General features: G+C 44.7%; 21 protein-coding genes and 1 other RNA gene. 11 read left to right on the forward strand and 11 right to left on the reverse strand.

The window, feature by feature from the left end:
- Positions 1-451: 451 nt before the first annotated feature.
- Positions 452-679: an AbrB/MazE/SpoVT family DNA-binding domain-containing protein gene (locus MNV_RS17465; RefSeq protein WP_096207226.1), complete on the forward strand. Its 228-nt coding sequence runs from the start codon at positions 452-454 to the stop codon at positions 677-679.
- A gap of 10 nt (positions 680-689) precedes the next feature.
- Positions 690-1,100 carry a type II toxin-antitoxin system VapC family toxin gene (locus MNV_RS17470; RefSeq protein ID WP_096207227.1) on the forward strand — a complete coding sequence of 137 codons (411 nt, stop codon included), beginning with the start codon at positions 690-692 and terminating at the stop codon, positions 1,098-1,100.
- A 202-nt stretch (positions 1,101-1,302) separates the two neighbouring features.
- Here MNV_RS17470 and MNV_RS17475 read toward each other — a convergent pair whose 3' ends face one another.
- The gene (locus MNV_RS17475) at positions 1,303-2,646 is read right to left on the reverse strand and encodes an FAD-dependent oxidoreductase (RefSeq protein WP_096207228.1); all 1,344 of its coding nucleotides are present in this window, start codon (positions 2,644-2,646) and stop codon (positions 1,303-1,305) included.
- 67 nt (positions 2,647-2,713) lie between these two features.
- The gene (locus MNV_RS17480; protein ID WP_096207229.1) at positions 2,714-3,292 is read right to left on the reverse strand and encodes a hypothetical protein; all 579 of its coding nucleotides are present in this window, start codon (positions 3,290-3,292) and stop codon (positions 2,714-2,716) included.
- Positions 3,293-3,902: 610 nt separating this feature from the next.
- On the opposite strand from MNV_RS17480, the gene MNV_RS17485 reads away from it, so the two are divergent.
- Positions 3,903-4,466, forward strand: a complete 564-nt coding sequence (locus tag MNV_RS17485; RefSeq protein WP_179294067.1) for a TMEM165/GDT1 family protein — start codon at positions 3,903-3,905, stop codon at positions 4,464-4,466.
- A 99-nt stretch (positions 4,467-4,565) separates the two neighbouring features.
- Here the strand turns inward: MNV_RS17485 and MNV_RS17490 are convergent, their stop codons facing one another.
- Positions 4,566-5,771: an MFS transporter gene (locus tag MNV_RS17490; RefSeq protein WP_096207231.1), complete on the reverse strand. Its 1,206-nt coding sequence runs from the start codon at positions 5,769-5,771 to the stop codon at positions 4,566-4,568.
- Between the two features lie 95 nt (positions 5,772-5,866).
- Positions 5,867-6,049: a methytransferase partner Trm112 gene (locus tag MNV_RS17495; protein WP_048088197.1), complete on the reverse strand. Its 183-nt coding sequence runs from the start codon at positions 6,047-6,049 to the stop codon at positions 5,867-5,869.
- Positions 6,050-6,134: 85 nt separating this feature from the next.
- Here MNV_RS17495 and rnpB point away from each other — a divergent pair.
- Both rnpB and MNV_RS17505 read left to right on the forward strand, forming a co-directional pair.
- Positions 6,135-6,458, forward strand: an RNA gene (rnpB, locus tag MNV_RS17500) — RNase P RNA component.
- A gap of 57 nt (positions 6,459-6,515) precedes the next feature.
- Complete coding sequence (locus tag MNV_RS17505; protein WP_096207232.1) at positions 6,516-8,363, forward strand: HD domain-containing protein; 1,848 nt, start codon at positions 6,516-6,518, stop codon at positions 8,361-8,363.
- A gap of 233 nt (positions 8,364-8,596) precedes the next feature.
- Here MNV_RS17505 and MNV_RS17515 read toward each other — a convergent pair whose 3' ends face one another.
- Together MNV_RS17515 and MNV_RS17520 are read right to left on the reverse strand one after the other, a co-directional pair.
- Positions 8,597-8,839: a hypothetical protein gene (locus MNV_RS17515; RefSeq protein WP_096207234.1), complete on the reverse strand. Its 243-nt coding sequence runs from the start codon at positions 8,837-8,839 to the stop codon at positions 8,597-8,599.
- Between the two features lie 93 nt (positions 8,840-8,932).
- Positions 8,933-9,463 (reverse strand): methyltransferase domain-containing protein, encoded by a 531-nt coding sequence (locus MNV_RS17520; protein WP_096207235.1) that lies wholly within the window; start codon positions 9,461-9,463, stop codon positions 8,933-8,935.
- A gap of 282 nt (positions 9,464-9,745) precedes the next feature.
- Between MNV_RS17520 and MNV_RS17525 the strand changes: the two genes are divergently transcribed.
- Entirely contained in the window at positions 9,746-10,573 is an 828-nt protein-coding gene (locus MNV_RS17525) for a F420-dependent methylenetetrahydromethanopterin dehydrogenase (protein ID WP_096207236.1), read from the forward strand.
- Between the two features lie 93 nt (positions 10,574-10,666).
- On the opposite strand, the gene yciH is transcribed toward MNV_RS17525, so the two are convergent.
- On the reverse strand, positions 10,667-10,975 hold the full coding sequence (gene yciH, locus MNV_RS17530) for a stress response translation initiation inhibitor YciH (RefSeq protein ID WP_096207237.1): 309 nt from the start codon (positions 10,973-10,975) through the stop codon (positions 10,667-10,669).
- A 56-nt stretch (positions 10,976-11,031) separates the two neighbouring features.
- Here yciH and MNV_RS17535 point away from each other — a divergent pair, with 56 nt between their 5' ends.
- A complete protein-coding gene (locus MNV_RS17535; RefSeq protein ID WP_096207238.1) occupies positions 11,032-11,388 on the forward strand; it encodes a DUF192 domain-containing protein in 357 nt (118 codons plus the stop codon).
- Between the two features lies 1 nt (position 11,389).
- Positions 11,390-12,451, forward strand: coding sequence for a tRNA-intron lyase (gene endA / locus MNV_RS17540; RefSeq protein ID WP_257000106.1), 1,062 nt, complete (start codon positions 11,390-11,392; stop codon positions 12,449-12,451).
- Between the two features lie 61 nt (positions 12,452-12,512).
- Here endA and MNV_RS17545 read toward each other — a convergent pair whose 3' ends face one another.
- Positions 12,513-12,716 carry a DUF5371 family protein gene (locus tag MNV_RS17545; RefSeq protein WP_096207239.1) on the reverse strand — a complete coding sequence of 68 codons (204 nt, stop codon included), beginning with the start codon at positions 12,714-12,716 and terminating at the stop codon, positions 12,513-12,515.
- A 158-nt stretch (positions 12,717-12,874) separates the two neighbouring features.
- On the reverse strand, positions 12,875-13,894 hold the full coding sequence (locus MNV_RS17550) for a hypothetical protein (protein ID WP_143311891.1): 1,020 nt from the start codon (positions 13,892-13,894) through the stop codon (positions 12,875-12,877).
- 101 nt (positions 13,895-13,995) lie between these two features.
- Between MNV_RS17550 and hemB the strand changes: the two genes are divergently transcribed.
- From hemB to MNV_RS17565, 3 genes are all read left to right on the forward strand, one after another.
- The gene (gene hemB, locus MNV_RS17555) at positions 13,996-14,973 is read left to right on the forward strand and encodes a porphobilinogen synthase (protein ID WP_096207241.1); all 978 of its coding nucleotides are present in this window, start codon (positions 13,996-13,998) and stop codon (positions 14,971-14,973) included.
- Positions 14,973-15,407 carry a DUF2227 family putative metal-binding protein gene (locus tag MNV_RS17560; protein WP_096207242.1) on the forward strand — a complete coding sequence of 145 codons (435 nt, stop codon included), beginning with the start codon at positions 14,973-14,975 and terminating at the stop codon, positions 15,405-15,407. Before hemB ends, MNV_RS17560 begins: the two co-directional genes overlap by 1 nt.
- Before the next feature lie 143 nt (positions 15,408-15,550).
- Entirely contained in the window at positions 15,551-16,216 is a 666-nt protein-coding gene (locus MNV_RS17565) for a hypothetical protein (RefSeq protein WP_096207243.1), read from the forward strand.
- A gap of 1 nt (position 16,217) precedes the next feature.
- On the opposite strand, the gene MNV_RS17570 is transcribed toward MNV_RS17565, so the two are convergent.
- Positions 16,218-16,649: a peptidylprolyl isomerase gene (locus MNV_RS17570; protein WP_096207244.1), complete on the reverse strand. Its 432-nt coding sequence runs from the start codon at positions 16,647-16,649 to the stop codon at positions 16,218-16,220.
- A gap of 23 nt (positions 16,650-16,672) precedes the next feature.
- On the reverse strand, positions 16,673-17,275 hold the full coding sequence (locus tag MNV_RS17575) for a hypothetical protein (protein ID WP_096207245.1): 603 nt from the start codon (positions 17,273-17,275) through the stop codon (positions 16,673-16,675).
- Positions 17,276-17,468: the final 193 nt, after the last annotated feature.

Consider the following 17,468-nt stretch of genomic DNA (forward strand, 5'->3'; position numbering starts at 1 on the left):
TGCAGTTTTTTATGGATGCATAGGCTGTTTTTTGTTTTAATCTCCAGAAATCAATTTTAATGGTTGTTGTCATATAACTATGACAACAAAAAATTTATGTAAGTATCGAATAATAGCAAGAAACGCACAGCAGCGATAGAGGATTATAGCAAGAATGTAATTGTTGTCATAACCAAGGGTAAAACTTGGGTATTTAAACAACGAACTCGTACGAACTGATACGAACTCCGGTTGCGTGAGTTCGTTGTGAGTTCGTATCAGTTCGTTGTTGATGCATATTTCGTCATACTTTTCCATGTTCATTTATGAACCGCGTTCATAGCTGACTCTGTGGTTTTGACTTTTCGAATAGGTTCTAAGTCAATTCCAGAATTATTAAGCCTCTCGTGCCGATTCGGATTTGATAAGTTATATAATCCTTGAGGTTTTACATAGTAATACAGTGTAAAACATGGAAACATCAAGGTTGAGCACAAAAGGACAGGTAGTCATACCTGCAAGACTCCGGAAAAAATATGGATTTAAGCATGGCGAGAAAGTGGTGTTCATAGAAGAGGATAACTATGTTATAATTAAACCTAAGACAAAATGGACGGATATCTGTGGATCAGTAAAGCCATTATATACTCCTGAAGAAATGAGAAGAAAATTAAAAGAGATGCGTGAGAACTGGAGATAGGATATTAAAAATGAACAAAATACTGATCGACACAATGCATATATATGCGCTTCTCACAAGCAAAGATATTTTGTGTGTTAAACTTTCACAGGCACTGGATGACGAAAAAATCACAGGAGTAATTTCAGTCACCACCCTGACAGAATTACTTATTCTCCTTGGTAAGGACGTTTATAAGGAAACATTAAATGAATTGCTTTCGTTAAACAACATGGAGATTGTAGAAACTGATCGGACAATAGCGATACGCGCAGGGGAGCTTCACATGATGTATCGAGTCCCTCTTGGTGATTCGCTGATAGCTGCTACCGGCATAATTGAAGGAATAAAACACGTTTTAACAGACGATGAACATTTTGACCTTATTGATAATCTGATCAAACCAATTAACCTGAGAACAGCTTTAAGAATGGCAAGGTAATCTTATAACAGAAATAGGGTTAAAAATAGACGGGGATCACAGAGCCTATTTTGAGACTAAATCTCTGGCAATTGATATATTTATATTTTTCAAGATAAAAGAATAGATATGTTTCCTGAAAAATATGAGTTCTTGGTAAGAGAACTGTTAAGGAGGCTGCACAGTCATAAAGAGAGATAGGTTATAAGCCCATCTTAAAAATTCATCTCCCCTTCTCAAGCTTCCTCACTGCAAAATCCGCAGCCTTGTTCAGCACATCATAGCTCTCAGCAAGCATCGGGCAGTAAGCCATCTCGGTCTGGCCCAAAGAATAAACATCCATGCCTGACTTTATCGCAAGGGAGAGCACGTTTATTCGAGACCCTGCGCCCTCCTCTCCCACGACCTGCCCCCCCAGCACCCTGCCTGTTTTCGCATCTGCTATTATCTTGACCGTGATATCCCTGGAGCCGGGATAATATACGGGCTTGTTCTTCCCGCGCGCTTTGCCTGATATTATTTCATATCCCGCGGATTCGGCAAAGAACTCATTAAAGCCTGTCGCTCCGACCTCAAGGCTGCCTATGAGCGAAACAAATGTCCCAAGCGCGCCTTCATACGTATCATACCCTCCTGCTGCGTTCGTGCCGGCTACGATCCCCTGCCTGTAGGCTGCTGAGGAGAGCTGCATAACCGTGGGTCTATGGTTGATGAGGCTCACAGTTTCTATGCAGTCCCCGACCGCATAGATACCTTTGATGCTGGTCTCCATCTTTGAATTCGTTTTAATGCCCCATTTCCCGACCTCGACGCCCGCGTTCTTTGCCAGGTCGATGTTTGCCCTGACACCCGAGGCAAGGACTGCCATATCCGTTTCAATGACTTCCTCACCGACCGTAACGGACTCAACGGGCAAGCCGTTAATGCTGTTGACGGTCTTATTGAACAACAGTTTTATATTCCTGCCCTCAAGGGACTGCTCTACAATTTTAGCCATATCCTTATCAAGGGCGCGCGGCAGGGCGTATGAGAGCATCTCAACGACCGCGACATCAAGCCCTTTCTCCTTTAAGGCAACAGCGATCTCAAGCCCTATCGGTCCTGCGCCAACGACCACTGCTTTTTTCGCTTGCCCGGCATATTCTATGATCCTTTGCGCGCTTTCAAGGTCGTGCAGTACAAAAACGCCTTTATCAAGGTTTTCCTTTGCGCCTTTCACCGGGGGAATGAATGGCCGCGCGCCAGCGGCGATGATGAGCGAATCATAGGGGATCGTTGCGGTCTCCCCGGTTTTCAGGTTCTTTACCAGCACGTTTTTCCCTGCCGGGTTTATCGCCTGTGCCTCATGAGAAAGGAGCTTTGTAGTCTGTTTATCATCAGGCAGAGAGAACCTGAGGTCATCAAGGCGGATTATTCCTTCAATCGCAAAAGGCATACCGCACGGGGAGAACATATCATACGACCTTTTCTCTATGATCGTTATCGACGCCTCAGGGTCTGTCCTTCGTATCGCGAGAGAGGAAGGGAAACCTCCGCTTCCAAGACCGATTATTACTATTTTCGCCATAGTTCATCATCTGCGGCAAACTTATTATAACCTTTCGATTTAAAAACAGTTTTCATCAGGCGCCTCACTACAATGAGCCCTGAGAACCCTGCGATCGCTTCAAATCCGGGCGCTCTCCGGGTTCTTCTTGCATTGAAGAATCTTGCTGAGGCGTTACAGCTTCTATCTTTCTTAAAAAATCCTTTAATTGCGTTCTCTCACCCCCCAGCCCTATCAATATTCCGTTCTTAAGAGTATATTTGCCCTGCGACATGCCCACGACGCTGTACTCTTTTCCGGACTTTTTCAGGAAGACCAGCACCATTTCATCTTTTAAGAAAGTCGGGGTATCCTCTACCCAGATGAAAAGAGTTCCTACCCTTCCACCCTCGCTGAGTATAGTTAGTGTTTCTTCGCCCGTGCCGCCTTTGATGTTCCTCTCAACTAAGACTGTTGAATATGTGTAAATCTTATCCCTTTGAAGACCCCATTTGCTCTGGACATCCAGAATATTTCCTATAAGGATTACATCCGCCTCTCTTGTCAGGTCTTCCACGCTCATTTTATCCAACGAAGCTGATACTGCGGGCGAAACAGTAAGCAGAGTGGTAATTGAAATAACTATTATGGCTGTAATGTCCACCGATACCTGTTGGTCTTTAACCAATCTTTCGCCTCCTTCGGTAGTCCATTATTATAAGCAAAAGAAGTATAAAAAGACATCCAAAGAGGCACTATCCTGAAATCCGGTGATTTTGTACTTTTCGGTATAGGGACCTGATAATCTGGTAACAATACCTCTCTAATAAGCTTCAATAGCCAAAAGCATATTGATTTTTTCCCCATTGCCCTAAAATGCGATACTTAATATAATATGAATAACATATCCCATTCGGGATTATCATGGTTCGTCCACGAGGAGAAATCAGTGTTGTATGCCGGAATGAGAGATGCCGTTATTACTTAAAATAAGAATGTAAAGACATAATCAAACGTGGCAAGTATCAAACAGGTAATCAGGGATATTTTTGCCATCATTGTAAAACATTCTTCATGGAAACAAAAGGTACTCCGTTGCATCATAAACATCTAACAAAATCGGAGATTATCGATATCTGTAGTGTTCCTGTAGAGTATCATGCATTCGTCTGCTATAGTTTCAATACTTGAGGCTAATTCTCCTAGCAGTTTCTCGCTCTCTTTGTAATCGGTCGATATTTCTTGCCCGGCTGATACAGTAATAACTCTTATATTCGGATATGACATGAATGGCTGGCATGGTAGATCTAACTCCCCTTCTAACCACTTTCGGGCTCATTGCCATAGCTGAACTTGGCGATAAGACGCAGCTCACTGTAATTGCGTTATCAGCCGGATACGATAAGGTTAGAGTCTTTGCAGGCGTTATTCTCGCATTTGCCCTTGTAACAGGGCTTGGGGTACTGGTCGGCGAGACGCTGTTCCAGTTTATCAGCCCGGGTTTGATCAAGATTCTTGCAGGTTTATTATTTATTGTTTTTGGGTTATGGATATTGCGTTCTAAATCAAACAATGACGAAAATAAAAACCGGTCATTATCCAATCCGCTGATCTCAACATTCAGCATGATAACTTTAGCAGAGATGGGAGATAAAACACAACTTTCAGCTATTACACTGGCAGCAAAATACGATTCGGCATATCAGGTTTTTGCAGGAGCGGTTCTTGCGCTTGGACTAATAAGCCTGATAGGCATACTCGTTGGCAAAAAATTGCGCGACATCGTTCCCCTGCAAAAAATCAGATCAGGCGCAGGAGTAATCTTTATACTGTTCGGGATACTGTTTCTTGCGGGACTGTGATTTATTCTGATGGTCATAGTATGGTATTCCATAAAGCAGGATGCTTTTCTGGCGTTCGGGGCTGTGGTCGGCTCGACCGCTTTTTTTATCGTTCACGGTTTAACTTTTTTTGCCGATCCCTATCAAAAGAGGCAGGAACACCAGTGCTATTGCAATTACGGTAAATCCAGCTACAGCAAAGCTTGCCTGGAAGCCATACCTGTCCGCGACCAGCCCACCTATGAATGGACCTACCGCAAAGCCAAGAGAGCCGAACAGGTTGAACCCGCCCATGGCAGTGCCGCGCTTTGCGGGATTCGCCAGGTCGCCAGCCAGCGCAGCGGAGGGAGGGTACATAAGCGCACCCACGATGCCGCCCAGCACCATAACTACAGCCAGCATCGGAGGAGCAACTGCGCCCACGCTCGCAACGGCAATGCCGTAAATTATGGAACCGATCATCAGCGGAGGCGCTCTTCCTATTTTATCGGATATTGCCCCGAGAGGATACTGGAGGAGGGCAAAAGGAACCAGAAATGCCGCCATGTACATCCCTATGCTTCCTGAGCCCATGCCATATTTCATGGCAAGCATCAGCGGGAAGACCCCGACGAAAAACCCGACCGTAAATCTTTCCACGAACGAGAAGGCATATGGTATAAATATCCTCTTTTCTTCACGGAGCAGCAGAAGCGCATCTTTCAGGGAGGAGGGTCTTGATTCAAGCCTTTGCTCTTTTAGAGCTATTGACGCGACCAGTGCTCCTACCAGCAGCATAAAAGACCCCAGATAAAGCGGATAAAGGGGATCTACTGCTCCGATCCTCCCGCCTGCCGGGGCGCCCACTGCATTGCCCAGTGCCATGCCCATGCCAAGTATCCCCATTCCTCTGCCATAATGCGTGTGTTTGACGATATCAAGTACCGAGGTGAGGAGGAGAGAAAAAGCCATCACTGTGAAGCTCCCTTCTATAAAGCGCAATACCAGCAGCGAAGACATATCTGGCGCAAGAGTGAGACTGAACATGATGATGGCATTTCCAAGAAAACCGCCAAGTATGAACACCTTTCTTTTTCCTATCCTGTCCGATATGCTGCCCCAGACGAGTGAGAATATCACGTAAGCTGCAAGGTTGACGGAGACAAAAAGGCTAGTTTCTGCCACGGACTCTACATTAAATCTCTTCATGACGAAACTGTCAAGCACAGGATAGATGAGAGTGACGCTGAACATCAAAAGGAAAGTCAAAAGGCTAAGAGTATATATCTCTCCGTAACCCTCTTTTTTAACCATCTGCTGCGATTCAGAAGTAATATCGCTCTTCATCCCTAATCAGCCTGCCGTTTTTCATAACATGAGATTTATAAAAAGATATATCTATACACTAACCCTGTTTAAAAATTACTCTAAATGCTCCTGTTTCATTCCCGCAGGTCAGGCGGCAGCATGTTGGGGATGCCATCATCTATCGGGTAATACTCCTTGCATTTTCCGCAGTACAGCGTTCCCTTAACGATTTCTTTTTCATTCTCTTCAGTGACCTCAAGCACGAGGTCGCCCTTGCACATCGGGCAGCACAGGATATCCATCAGGTCTCTTTTCATTACATTGCACCTTGAACACCTTAAATGCCGTTTTTATTATCAAGTTATCGGTAATTATAAAAGATGACACGTTGTTTAATGGAGTGAGAGAGGAAGGGCGGCTGCCGGTGGCAGAAATGCTGCTGAGAAAAGTCCCCTCACCTTCTGGACCGCGGACGCATTCAAGTGCGTAGGGTGAGAATCCTGGCTCTGGAACAGAAACGATACCGCAGCGCAGAAATGCGATGAGCCCGAAAGGGCGAGGTCATGCGTATGCGGATGGAACGGCGAATCCCCGCGGGTGCAAGCCGAAATAGGACAGAACGGCAGTCCAGACCTGTCCGAGTACGGCGCATAGCTGAATGCCGCATGAGCGCGACAGGGGCATTGCCCTTTGCGCTAAACATAAAGGGGCTTACTCTCCTCACTCAAATTTTTATGATGCCATGGATTGATTTTAATACCCCTCCTTCTTATATAATATATCATGCCATCTATCATAGACCCGATTTACGGTCGTGTGGTTCTCAGCGAACTTGAGCAGCAAATTATTAATACTCCTGAGATGGCGCGCCTGCGCCGTATCCAGCAGCTTGGGCTTGCTGACCTCGCTTTTCCGGGTGCGAACCACACACGTTTTGAGCACAGCATCGGGACGCTTTTTATTGCTAATAAGATGGCAAAGGCACTTGGTCTTCCAGAGGAAGAAATAGTAAAGGTAAGGCTTGCGGCTCTTCTTCATGATATCGGACACTGCGCATTCTCGCATGTCGTAGAAAGCGTCCTGAAACGGAACCCCGCTTACCAGCCTGTAATAGATGGCAGGAAGTTCGTGAAGCACGAGATGTTCACGAAATACATAATATCAAACTCATTCCACGCGATGCCTGAAATCGCAAATCGCATTGAAGCTTCCGGCAGAGCAGAATCCTTTTTTGACGAAATCGCTAAAATGGCAACAGGCGATGTAGATGCGCTTCCGAAGCCATATCTTGCCCAGATCATTTCTAATGATATAGATTCGGACAGGCTCGATTTCCTGCTGCGCGACTCGTATCATACAGGCGTTTCACTTGGGCTTGTGGATGTGGACCAGATCGTAGGAAGCCTGGCACTCAGTAACGGGAGAATGGTTCTGGGAGGTGCAGCCAGTTATGATGAGGACATGGCTATGATCGCTGCCGAATCCATGCTGATAGCAAGAGCGCACCATTATTCTGCCATAATCCATAACCCGAAAACCCAGGGAGCAAGGGTCATGCTGCTCCAGGCTCTTGAGAACGCGCTTGCCAATTACGAAAAATCAGGAAAGGACGTGAAAACGACTGTGACTAATTTTTTCACTTTATACATCGACAGCGACCTGTTAAATTTCATCGAAGCTAATGGAAATGCCAGCGCGAAAAAATTGATAGGTAATATCCGGAACGGCAATATCTGCAATGCCGTATCGCGCTTTACCCAGAAAAACCTTAATCCAAGGACGCGAATGGCGCTCTCCACGATCGCAAGGAACGGCGTTGCTAAAAAGATGTTCGAGGTTGAGCTTGCTAAACGTTTCGCTGCCAGGTACGGGGCACCCGTTCTTGTTGACCTTGATGTTGCAAGCGGCATCCCCAAGAGCACAAGGGTGAAAACCGGGGACGAGGAGGGTTTTTTCTATGATGAATCCGCGCTTGCCAATGGTCTTGTGAGAGCTATCTCGCGCCAGATATCGCTATGCGTCTTCTCAAGGAGCGGTGATGATTCCATGCTCTCGCAGGCATCGCACGAACTCCTGCTCGGCATTGAAGACCTTTCTCCCAGGCTTTTGAATTTCATCAGGAACGAAACCTACCTGCCTATTGAGGGGCTTCTTCTCATGTTCTACAGCGTGCACAGGCTATTCAGCGAAGAATCCGATGGCAGGGTCATCATGCCCAGGCTTCGCAATATTAATCTGGTATACCGCCTGGTCAGGGAACTCGGGAAGATGGAGAGGCTTCGCAATTTACTTGATTACAGTTTCCATAGCCGCTACGGGTTCCCATACAGCGACCGGCTTTTTGAGGATATACAGCTTCTCGTCGCTATGGGGATGCTGGATGAAGATCTGCGGTATTATGAAAAGAACGGAAGGTGGAGGCAGAGGTATGAGTATGTCCTGACCAGCGATGGTGTGGAATATGCAGAGATGATCGCATCCGCATACCAGAATGAGTTAAAAATAATAGGTGATTATCTGGCTATGAATAAACACTCGATTCCCAGGGATATGGTCAGTGTCGCCGTGAGACGGTATAAAAAAGAGGTAAAAATGGGGTTATCTTCCTCGCAATATTTACACAGGAAATAATAGCGTGCAATTTTTGGATGATTTTATATACCTTAAAAGGTAAAAGATGTAAAAACGTAGAAGACGCAAAAAAAGGTGGAAGCATGAAAGAAAAAATAAACCTCGAAAAAGACGATATTATTATAGTCCTGCTTATAATTATATTATTTTTGATAGCGATCGGCTTTTTTAAGCTGTTTTACTCAGTCCCCCGCTAATCCTGAATCAGCACGGAAAATAACAACAGAGAAGTTCTACTTCTCTGATTCAACCTCTCTGATAATATCCTTCAGGGCATCTTTTAACCTGCTCTCAGGACTTGAAAGGTCTTCTGCGATTATATCAAGAACAAGGTCAAGACCGCCCGGACTTGAAGCCAGGTAATCTCTTATAATTGCATCCAGATTATCACAGCAGTCAACACACAGGTCTACTCCTTCTATCTCGGCATCGCTAACAGGTTCAATAGCGGCATGACATAGGAAACATTCACTCATTTAAATCACCTGCGCCCTCAATAAAGCTGACTGCTTATTAATGTTATGGAATAATACATGCGTAATGCATCCGACACGATTCTGCCTGTGCAATCAGACGTACGTGGTGCAATCAATATCCAGGTACATTACGCAGGCTTTTCCCCTGCCCCAGTTCTGGCGCTGGACATCAACAGTAACGCTGGGCAGGTTCTTTACGGCGTTCACTAGATACTTGTTCATCTCAAGATTGCATGACGGGAGGCATATTATATGGTCGCTCACCTGTTTGCTTTCAAGAAGTAACTCATAGAACGGGTCAATTATCTGCCACGCATAATCCATCTCGTTGCCCATGAACTCGCAGAACTCATCATAATCGCTTTTCTGGAACGCCTCGCTGAATGCGTCTTTCTCAAGGAGCGCAGTGAAGCACTGTATATATACATCCTGGAATGACTTCGGCTTGAACGGCAGGTTGAAGGCATCACAGCATACTACCTCAAGCCCCTGCTTCTTCGCTTGTTTGCAGAGGCTTATGTTGATGTCAATTCCCACGAACAGATTCCAATCCTTACCTCTGGTCTCGTATAGCTTAGAATGCCCTCCGCAGCTTATTTCCAGGATTGAATTTGTTATTATCATATGAGTTCGTATTGAGTTCGTATTAGTTCGTTGTTTACTTTTACTTAGATAGTATCTGAAAAGTTAAAACCACAGAGGGCACAGAGGACACAGAGATTTCTTAAATGCGTCTCTGTGTTCTCTGTGAACTCTGTGGTTGATTCAGAATATACTACTGATTGATTTTTTGTATAGGTTCTTAATCACGGCTGAGTTTATCAATTTTTAGCCATCTTTTTAAACGCCAGAACAATTTCAAAAACCTTATAAATAAACCCGGCGATTCTCTCCTTGTGATCAAATATGGTCGTTAAAGTAGGATTTATAAAACTTGGAAATCTCGGCACCTCACAGGTAATCGACCTGTTACTTGATGAGATCGCAGCCAGAGAGGGAATTGCAGTACGTGTATTCGGAACAGGCGCCAAGATGGGGAAGGATGAGGCGCAGGAAACAGCCTCTTTCAAGAACTGGGGACCGGACTTCGTTGTCATGATAAGCCCCAACTCAAGCGCACCTGGCCCGACGGCGGCGCGGGATGTCTGGAAAGGCACTCCGGCAATAGTGGTCTCCGATGGTCCGACCAAGAAAGAGGACAGGGAGAAACTGGAACAGGCAGGCTTTGGCTATATAATATTGCCCGTTGACCCGTTAATTGGGGCAAAAAGGGAGTTCCTTGACCCTGTCGAGATGGTATCCTTCAATAGCGACGCCGCAAAGGTACTTTCGGTGTGCGGCGCGATAAGGCTTGTCCAGACAGAGATCGACAAGGTGATAGACCAGATAGCAGCCGGAACAAAGCCCCCGGCGCTTCCAAAGATCCTTGCAAAGCCTGAGAAATGCGTCGAAAGCGCGGGCTTTGCAAACCCATATGCGAAAGCCAAGGCGCTGGCGGCCCTCCACATAGCCACCAAAGTAGCGGAGATCGATTTCCCCGCCTGCTTTGTACTTAAAGAGGTAGACCAGGTAGCAACCACAGCAGCCGCGGGACACGAGGCTCTGCGCGCAGCAGCAAGACTCGCAGATGAAGCACGCGAAATGGAGAAGGCGAATGACTCCATCCTCAGAAAACCGCACGCTAAGGATGGAAGACTGCTGACAAAGACAAAACTTCTTGAGAAACCTCAGTAAAACAGGAATTTAAGGAAGTGATTTTTCCACTTCCTTTCTGATTTTTGGATTTCTACATATTTTTCAAAAAATATATTAAGCTTAGAATAAGATTTACACTTTTATCTGTTCCGGAGAGAAGCCTTTCTGGATTAGAACAGCTTTCATACGGTTCCTATGATTTCCCTGAAGCTCGATAACATTATCTTTTATCGTTCCGCCACAGGCGAATTTGGACTTCAGATAGCTCGTTAGCTCCTGCAGGTTAATCTCAGTTGGGTTAAGACCCTCTATCACCGTGACTTCCTTCTTATATTTTCTCGTATCTACCTTTACTATTATTCTCTGCTGCTCTTTAGCCACTTCTTCGCATATGCAAAGCTCTTTTGGCAGTCCGCAGACAGTACACATTTCTGAACTCATTTGTTGGATTAATACCTCCATTCTTATATTACGCAAGAGAGTTATATAACTTCTTGATGCCCCACATATTAAAATATAATGGTATGGCGATTGCAGAGAATATCGAATTTGCAAGGACGGTGGTAAGCCAGACGCTGGGCCTGATGTTCCGCAGGCATATCCCGCCCGGTTATGCGATGGTATTCGTACTGAGGAAGCCCTCTTCAGTTAATGTGCACATGCTCTTTATGCGGTTCCCTATAGACGTTATCTTTTTAAACAATGAAAAGAAGATTGCAGGGCTTTCCAGGTTAAATCCCTGGACCGGGCATAAAGCCATGAAGAACATAAAATATGTTATTGAGACGCATGCCGGCTCAATCGAAAGATACGATCTTTCGATAGGCGGGCAAATGGAATTTGAGGATATCTGAGATGAATATGACATTATCCGGGAAATTAACAGAGGATAAAGTAATGCTGGACAGGCAGGCGATCGGGGAATTATACGACACAAGTTTTTACGGACATCCAAGAGCTGATTCTCTTGAACTTTCACTCATTGAAAGTGCGTACCTTATGTACACGGAGAAGATAACTGTTAAATCCGCAGGTAAAGAGCTTGATTTTAAACAATTTTTCCTTAAAGCCTCTTCTATAGCAAAAAATTTTGAACTATCTTATGTGGTTTACAAAGACCTGAGGGAAAGGGGATATTATCTCCAGCCTTCTGTTACCGGTTTCAGGGTGTATCCGCGCGGGGGACACCCGGGTAAGACGCCCGCCGAATTCTTTGTGTTCGTAACCTCGGAGAGAATACCGCTATTGCTTTCAGCTCTGAGAAAGCATCTTGATACCGTGGAGAATTTAAAGAAAAGGTTGGTCCTGGCAATCGTGGATGAGGAAAGTGATATCACCTATTACGAGGTGAAAAAAACCATCCTGTCGGGTTCCTGTGAATTAAGGCTGGACAACTCACTATCGGTAGCAAGCCTTCTTGAAGACAGGGTAATGGTCTGGGATTCTGATGTTTCGGGTTTGCTCCATAACAAAGGGTTTTTTGGCAAACCTATGGATGAAGGGCACCTGCAAATGTCGCTTGTTGAATCCTGTTACCTGCTGAGCAAAGGGATCCTTGGGATTGAGCAGAGAAATCATGAGGCACTGGATACTGCAGAATTTTTAAGGATTGCATCTGATATCGAAAACGATTTCACGATAAAATATAAAGTCTATGAAAAGCTGCGGGATAGCGGGCTTGTCCCCAAAACCGGGTTCAAATTCGGAACGCATTTTCGCGTTTACAAAGACATAGAGGATATTTCAAGCCTGCCCCATTCAGATTACTTGATCCACGCTGTAACACATGACCATGTTTTTTCGCTGCAGCAGCTCTCACGCGCTGTGCGGCTCGCCAACAGCGTAAGGAAAGAAATGATCTATGCAGCAGTAGACTCCCGGATTGATTTCCTTATTATAGGAAGGATGCGGCTGTAGTAAGGTCAAAATCCCATTATTACCAATAAAACAGCCGGTATCAGCCATCCTTTGGATCGGTTTACTCGTCTTCTTTTCTTTTGCGCTTGACTACTTTTTCAAGCTTCTTGGCCCACATATCCTCTACCTGTGTATATTCACATTCGAGATAATGCGTTACCGCTTTAGCCAGCGCATCTTTGGTACTGCTCTCGCCTGTTTTCTGCTTCAGGGCTTCGATGTCATCGACCGTGAGAACAGTCTGAGCATGCATTATTTTTGCCATATTTTACCTCCTATTATTTTTACTCCGGTCATGTTTTTTGTCCTGTTTCATCATCATGAAGATACTATTTAAACATTACGCAAAAATGCCGGTAAGAGAACTCATCTACATTTACATCATCAGCATTTCCAGCCAATCCGAAATAAGGGAATAAAGCCTTATTTTCTCCTGATAACCAGGAAAGCCAGCGTCAATATGATTACCGCGGCTAAAGCGCCAAATCCCGGTGTTTCTGATGTCTCAGCCGGCTGGGTCCCTGTCGGTTGAGAGTTTTCTTTTGCCGTCCCTGAAAGACTGTTATCCGCCTTGCTCAATTCATTATTGGCATTTGCATTAGATTCCAGGGCAGCAGTATAATCTTTTTTCCAGTATGACTGTAGCGCCTGTTTGGTGTTGTAATCCTCAGCATTATTCAGGTGAGTCTTTGCCTCTGAAACATCTATCCCTTTCTTTTCTGCTTCATTAATCCTGGCTTTTAGCTCCCTCAATTTTTTATCCGTTTCTGTTATCTTGTTTAATACACTTGAGTATGAGCTTTTTATACTGATAGTATCTCCTATATGAAGTTTATCTGGAGACCATGTCGGAACCATACGGTCGTACTGGAACAGTATCCTGAAAGGTGGTGGCGTGACCGATGTTACTTCAACAGATTCCGGAAGGAAGACCTGGGCTCTGATATCGGCATCCGCTGGTACTGAAACATCAGTATTTTTTCCTGAAGCGACAGCCTGGGGCGAATCAACAGGTATATCTATCGAATAATTCGAATCTTCTTTTACCGCCCAGTTTGCCGCTTTGAGACCAATACGTCCGTTCCATTTCTTCCCTGCTTCAACCGGCTTATCAAAAGTAACAATTATATTTGTTTTACCCGAAACTGTTTGTTGTTTCACATTCGGAGAGTTAAAATTCATACCACCTTCACTGCTGACCGTGACTCCGGTACTCTGGCTGGCATCTATCTCAACCCCCGGTACAGGAAATGTAAACGAAAAACCTTCAAGGGGCGAAGAGCCACTGTTATCGAGTTCAGCCTGGATGACCTCTTCAACAACCCCGTCGTCGTGCAATGTTACGTTCAATACCCATCTGTTAAGGGCTACCTGGGCTGCCGAAACCGGATATACGGTCAGCAGCATTATCAGAAAATAAACAAGAATTTTCCTTGTAGTCATTTTATCACACTTCTTATAAAAACATTCATAATTCATATTCTTTACGCTGTCCTGAATGCTTTCAGTAATCGTTAAGTACTTTCCATTTAATAAAATCACGTATGTTCCCCATCACACGCATGCGAAGATTACGCTCGTCTAGGTTGCGCCCGCTTGTGCGCGAAACCGAGCTTGATGTCAAGGATCTGATCTGCCCTGTATTTGTAGATGAAACCATAACTGAGCCTGTAGAGATTAACTCGATGCCGGGCTACTCCCGCCTGCCGCTTGATATGATTGCGGATGAAGCAGGGTGCATAGCGGATATGGGAATCCCTGCGCTCATCCTGTTCGGGATACCCGCAAAGAAAGATGAGATGGGAACCCATGCTTACGGTGAGGACGATGTGACCCAGAAAGCGGTCCGCGCCATTAAAAAGGAAGCAGGGAATGATATCATAGTCATTACCGATCTCTGTCTCTGCGAGTACACGACCCACGGGCACTGCGGGGTGGTGAACGAAGCTCATGAGATACTGAACGACCCCACGCTTGATATCCTCGGGAAGACCGCTGTAAGCCACGCACGTGCCGGTGCTGATATCGTTGCGCCCTCCGGGATGATGGACGGGATGGTTAAAGCGATACGCAATGCTCTTGATGATAACGATTTCAAGGATGTGCCCATAATGTCTTATGCTGCAAAATATTGTTCTGCATTCTACGGTCCGTTCAGGGAAGCGGCAGGCTCGGGCTACGCCTTTGGCGATCGCGCATCGTACCAGATGGATATCGGGAACTCAAACGAAGCCATGCGCGAGGTCGCACTTGATATCGAAGAGGGGGCTGATATCATAATGGTCAAACCCGCGCTGCCTTACCTGGATATCATCTACCGCGTAAAAAAGAAATTCGGGGTGCCGACTGCCGCGTATCATGTGAGCGGTGAGTATGCCATGATAAAAGCAGCAGCACAAAACGGCTGGCTCGATGAGCGCAGGGTGGTATATGAATCGCTGCTGTCAATAAAACGTGCAGGCGCAGATATGATCCTTACGTATTTTGCAAAGGACGTAGCTAAAGAGATAGCTTCGAAGTAATGCCAGACTATAATACCCACAGGGTCTTTAACTACCTCACGTTTCTTGTAATATCAGTCCTGCTCTTCAAATTGCAGGTAGTTATCACTGATATGAAACTATTCCTTGCGCTGGGCGTTGGTTTCTATATAGGCACGGATTTCATAACACCCGACCTGGACATTGAAAGCAAGGCAATAAAAAGGTGGGGCAGGCTCAAAGTCATATGGCTTCCTTACAAATGGCTGTTCAAACACGGGCAGAGTTCCCATAACATCCTGTACGGAGCTGTAGTGAGGATAATGTACTTTAGTATTATAATTCTTGGATTATATTATCTTCTTTTCAGGTCGCTTCCTCCCGAAACAATGATATCTTCCGTTTATGTTTTTATTTTTCTTATAGGAATTATAACAGCCAATGCGCTGCATATAATACTGGATGTGCTGTTCTGATAGTTTTAAGGCAATGTTCATGATATCCCAGGGCAAAAATCCGGCGCCACTACATTTAAATATCATCCTGTCATTATAAAAAATAACATAACCTGAATTATTTATTGCGAAAAATACTTGGTGGTTGAAATGGTGATTGAGATTTGAAAAAACATTGTATACCGGTGCTCCTTGTTTTTGTGCTAATCGCCGGATGTACAGCACCTGATGGTGATAAGATGGCAGCTTCAACCACGCCTGATGTAAGTTCATCGCCTGCACCTTTTCCCATACCTCTTAACGCTTCTTTAACATCCCCGGCACAGACTGTCAGCTCTCCTGTTGCTAAACCGCAGCCTGCCGAAATTACCCAGAAATTTAATGAGAAAACCCATGCATCGGCGTATGAAAACAAATCCGTGGCTGTGGAAGTGGATTACCGGGAATATGTGGACTGGTTCATGGCCCACAACCTCAATATAAGGATATATACACCTGAGGAATATGTTTGTGGGCAGTATACTGTGGATATGATCAATGACTCTGCAAAAGCAGGATATAAAGCCTATTTTGCGGCGATCACGTTCACAGACGGTTCAGGACATGCACTGCTCTCGTTCAAATCAACAGTATTTGGTTATTCTTCATGGTATTTCTTTGAGCCCCAGACGAATAAGCTGATGAGCCAGGAAACCCTGGCGCAGGTGCTCAATCAGAATATAGGGAAAACTGTTGCAGAGGTCAATGTCTTCGGCTATTTCGATGATGCCGGGGATAAAGACCCGACGACATGGCGGTTCGCTTATCCGCTATATACTAAAAAATATTAAGTCACTGGATAGTCGCTTTCAGGATTTTATCGCCTTTTTTGATCTTTGCGGCAACATCCTGACCTTCGGTCACCTGCCCGAACACTGCGTAGTTCCTGTCCAGGAACTTTGCATCCTCAAGGCAGATATAGAACTGCGAGCTTGCGCTGTTCGGGTCATGTGAGCGCGCCATTCCCACGGCGCCCTTTTTGTGGGTGAGCGAGGGAGCTATCTCAAGAGGTATGGTCTTGTCCGAGCCGCCGGTGCCATTGCCTTTCGGGTCGCCGCCCTGGATGACGAAGCCGGGTTCGACGCGGTGGAAGGTTAAGCCGTTGTAGAAGCCTTTATTTGTAAGGTCAATGAAATTCTTCGTGGTGATGGGCGCTTCCTTCTCGTAGAGTTCGAATTTTATCGTTCCTTTTACAGTTTCCAAGATTGCTGTTCGGTTGGGCATAATTATCCTCTTAAATTAAAGACCTATTCTTTAATTAAATGTACAAATTCTTTTCTAATTACTTTCTTGCACGTTCCCTCATTGCATGAATCAAAACTGAAAGGGTTTGTATTCAGCATTCTCTTATTGATGGCTATATTCTTTGAAGGTATTGGCAACCGATAGTTACTAATCTCTAACATTTCAAAGTGTGGAACATAAGATTTCAGATCTGTTTCGTATCCATAAAGCCAAATGATATACACTGGGATTTTACACTTCTTTGCTGCAACCATTCCAAACAATTGGGTTTCACCAAATGAAAAATAATTACCATCAGGTTTAGTTTTAGTTTTTACCTCAACAAAATAAGTATCATCTTTGTTCTCAACAAAACATTCAAAAGGTATTTTATCAAGGTTCTCATTGGTATATTTATTCCGTAGTTCGGTTCCAGTGTCTAATAAATGTTTCATTTTAATAAAACTATTTTTTGATGGAATTTCTTGATTGAGATGCTCTACCTCAGATTCATCCTTCTCTATATTTTCCTCTATTTTATAATACCAAAGATTTCGAGTATCATATATTTTTCCGTTTAATAAATCTTCTAAAACAAGGTTTTCCCCTTCTATCGACTTGGACATATACCACACCTTTTTATTATGACTGTTTTATGCCCTGTAGCCACAACATAACTATATAAACCTACCCACAATACCAGTACTTCCGATCGGTCGTAGTTCCGAATAGCATTCTGAATCATATTTGTATTAACCGAGTTCGAAGTGTTTGAATTCTGCTCTCATTGTATTCTCGTAACTTGCTCAAAAATGCTGC

The organism is Candidatus Methanoperedens nitratireducens (genome assembly GCF_900196725.1).
Classification (GTDB): domain Archaea; phylum Halobacteriota; class Methanosarcinia; order Methanosarcinales; family Methanoperedenaceae; genus Methanoperedens; species Methanoperedens nitroreducens_A.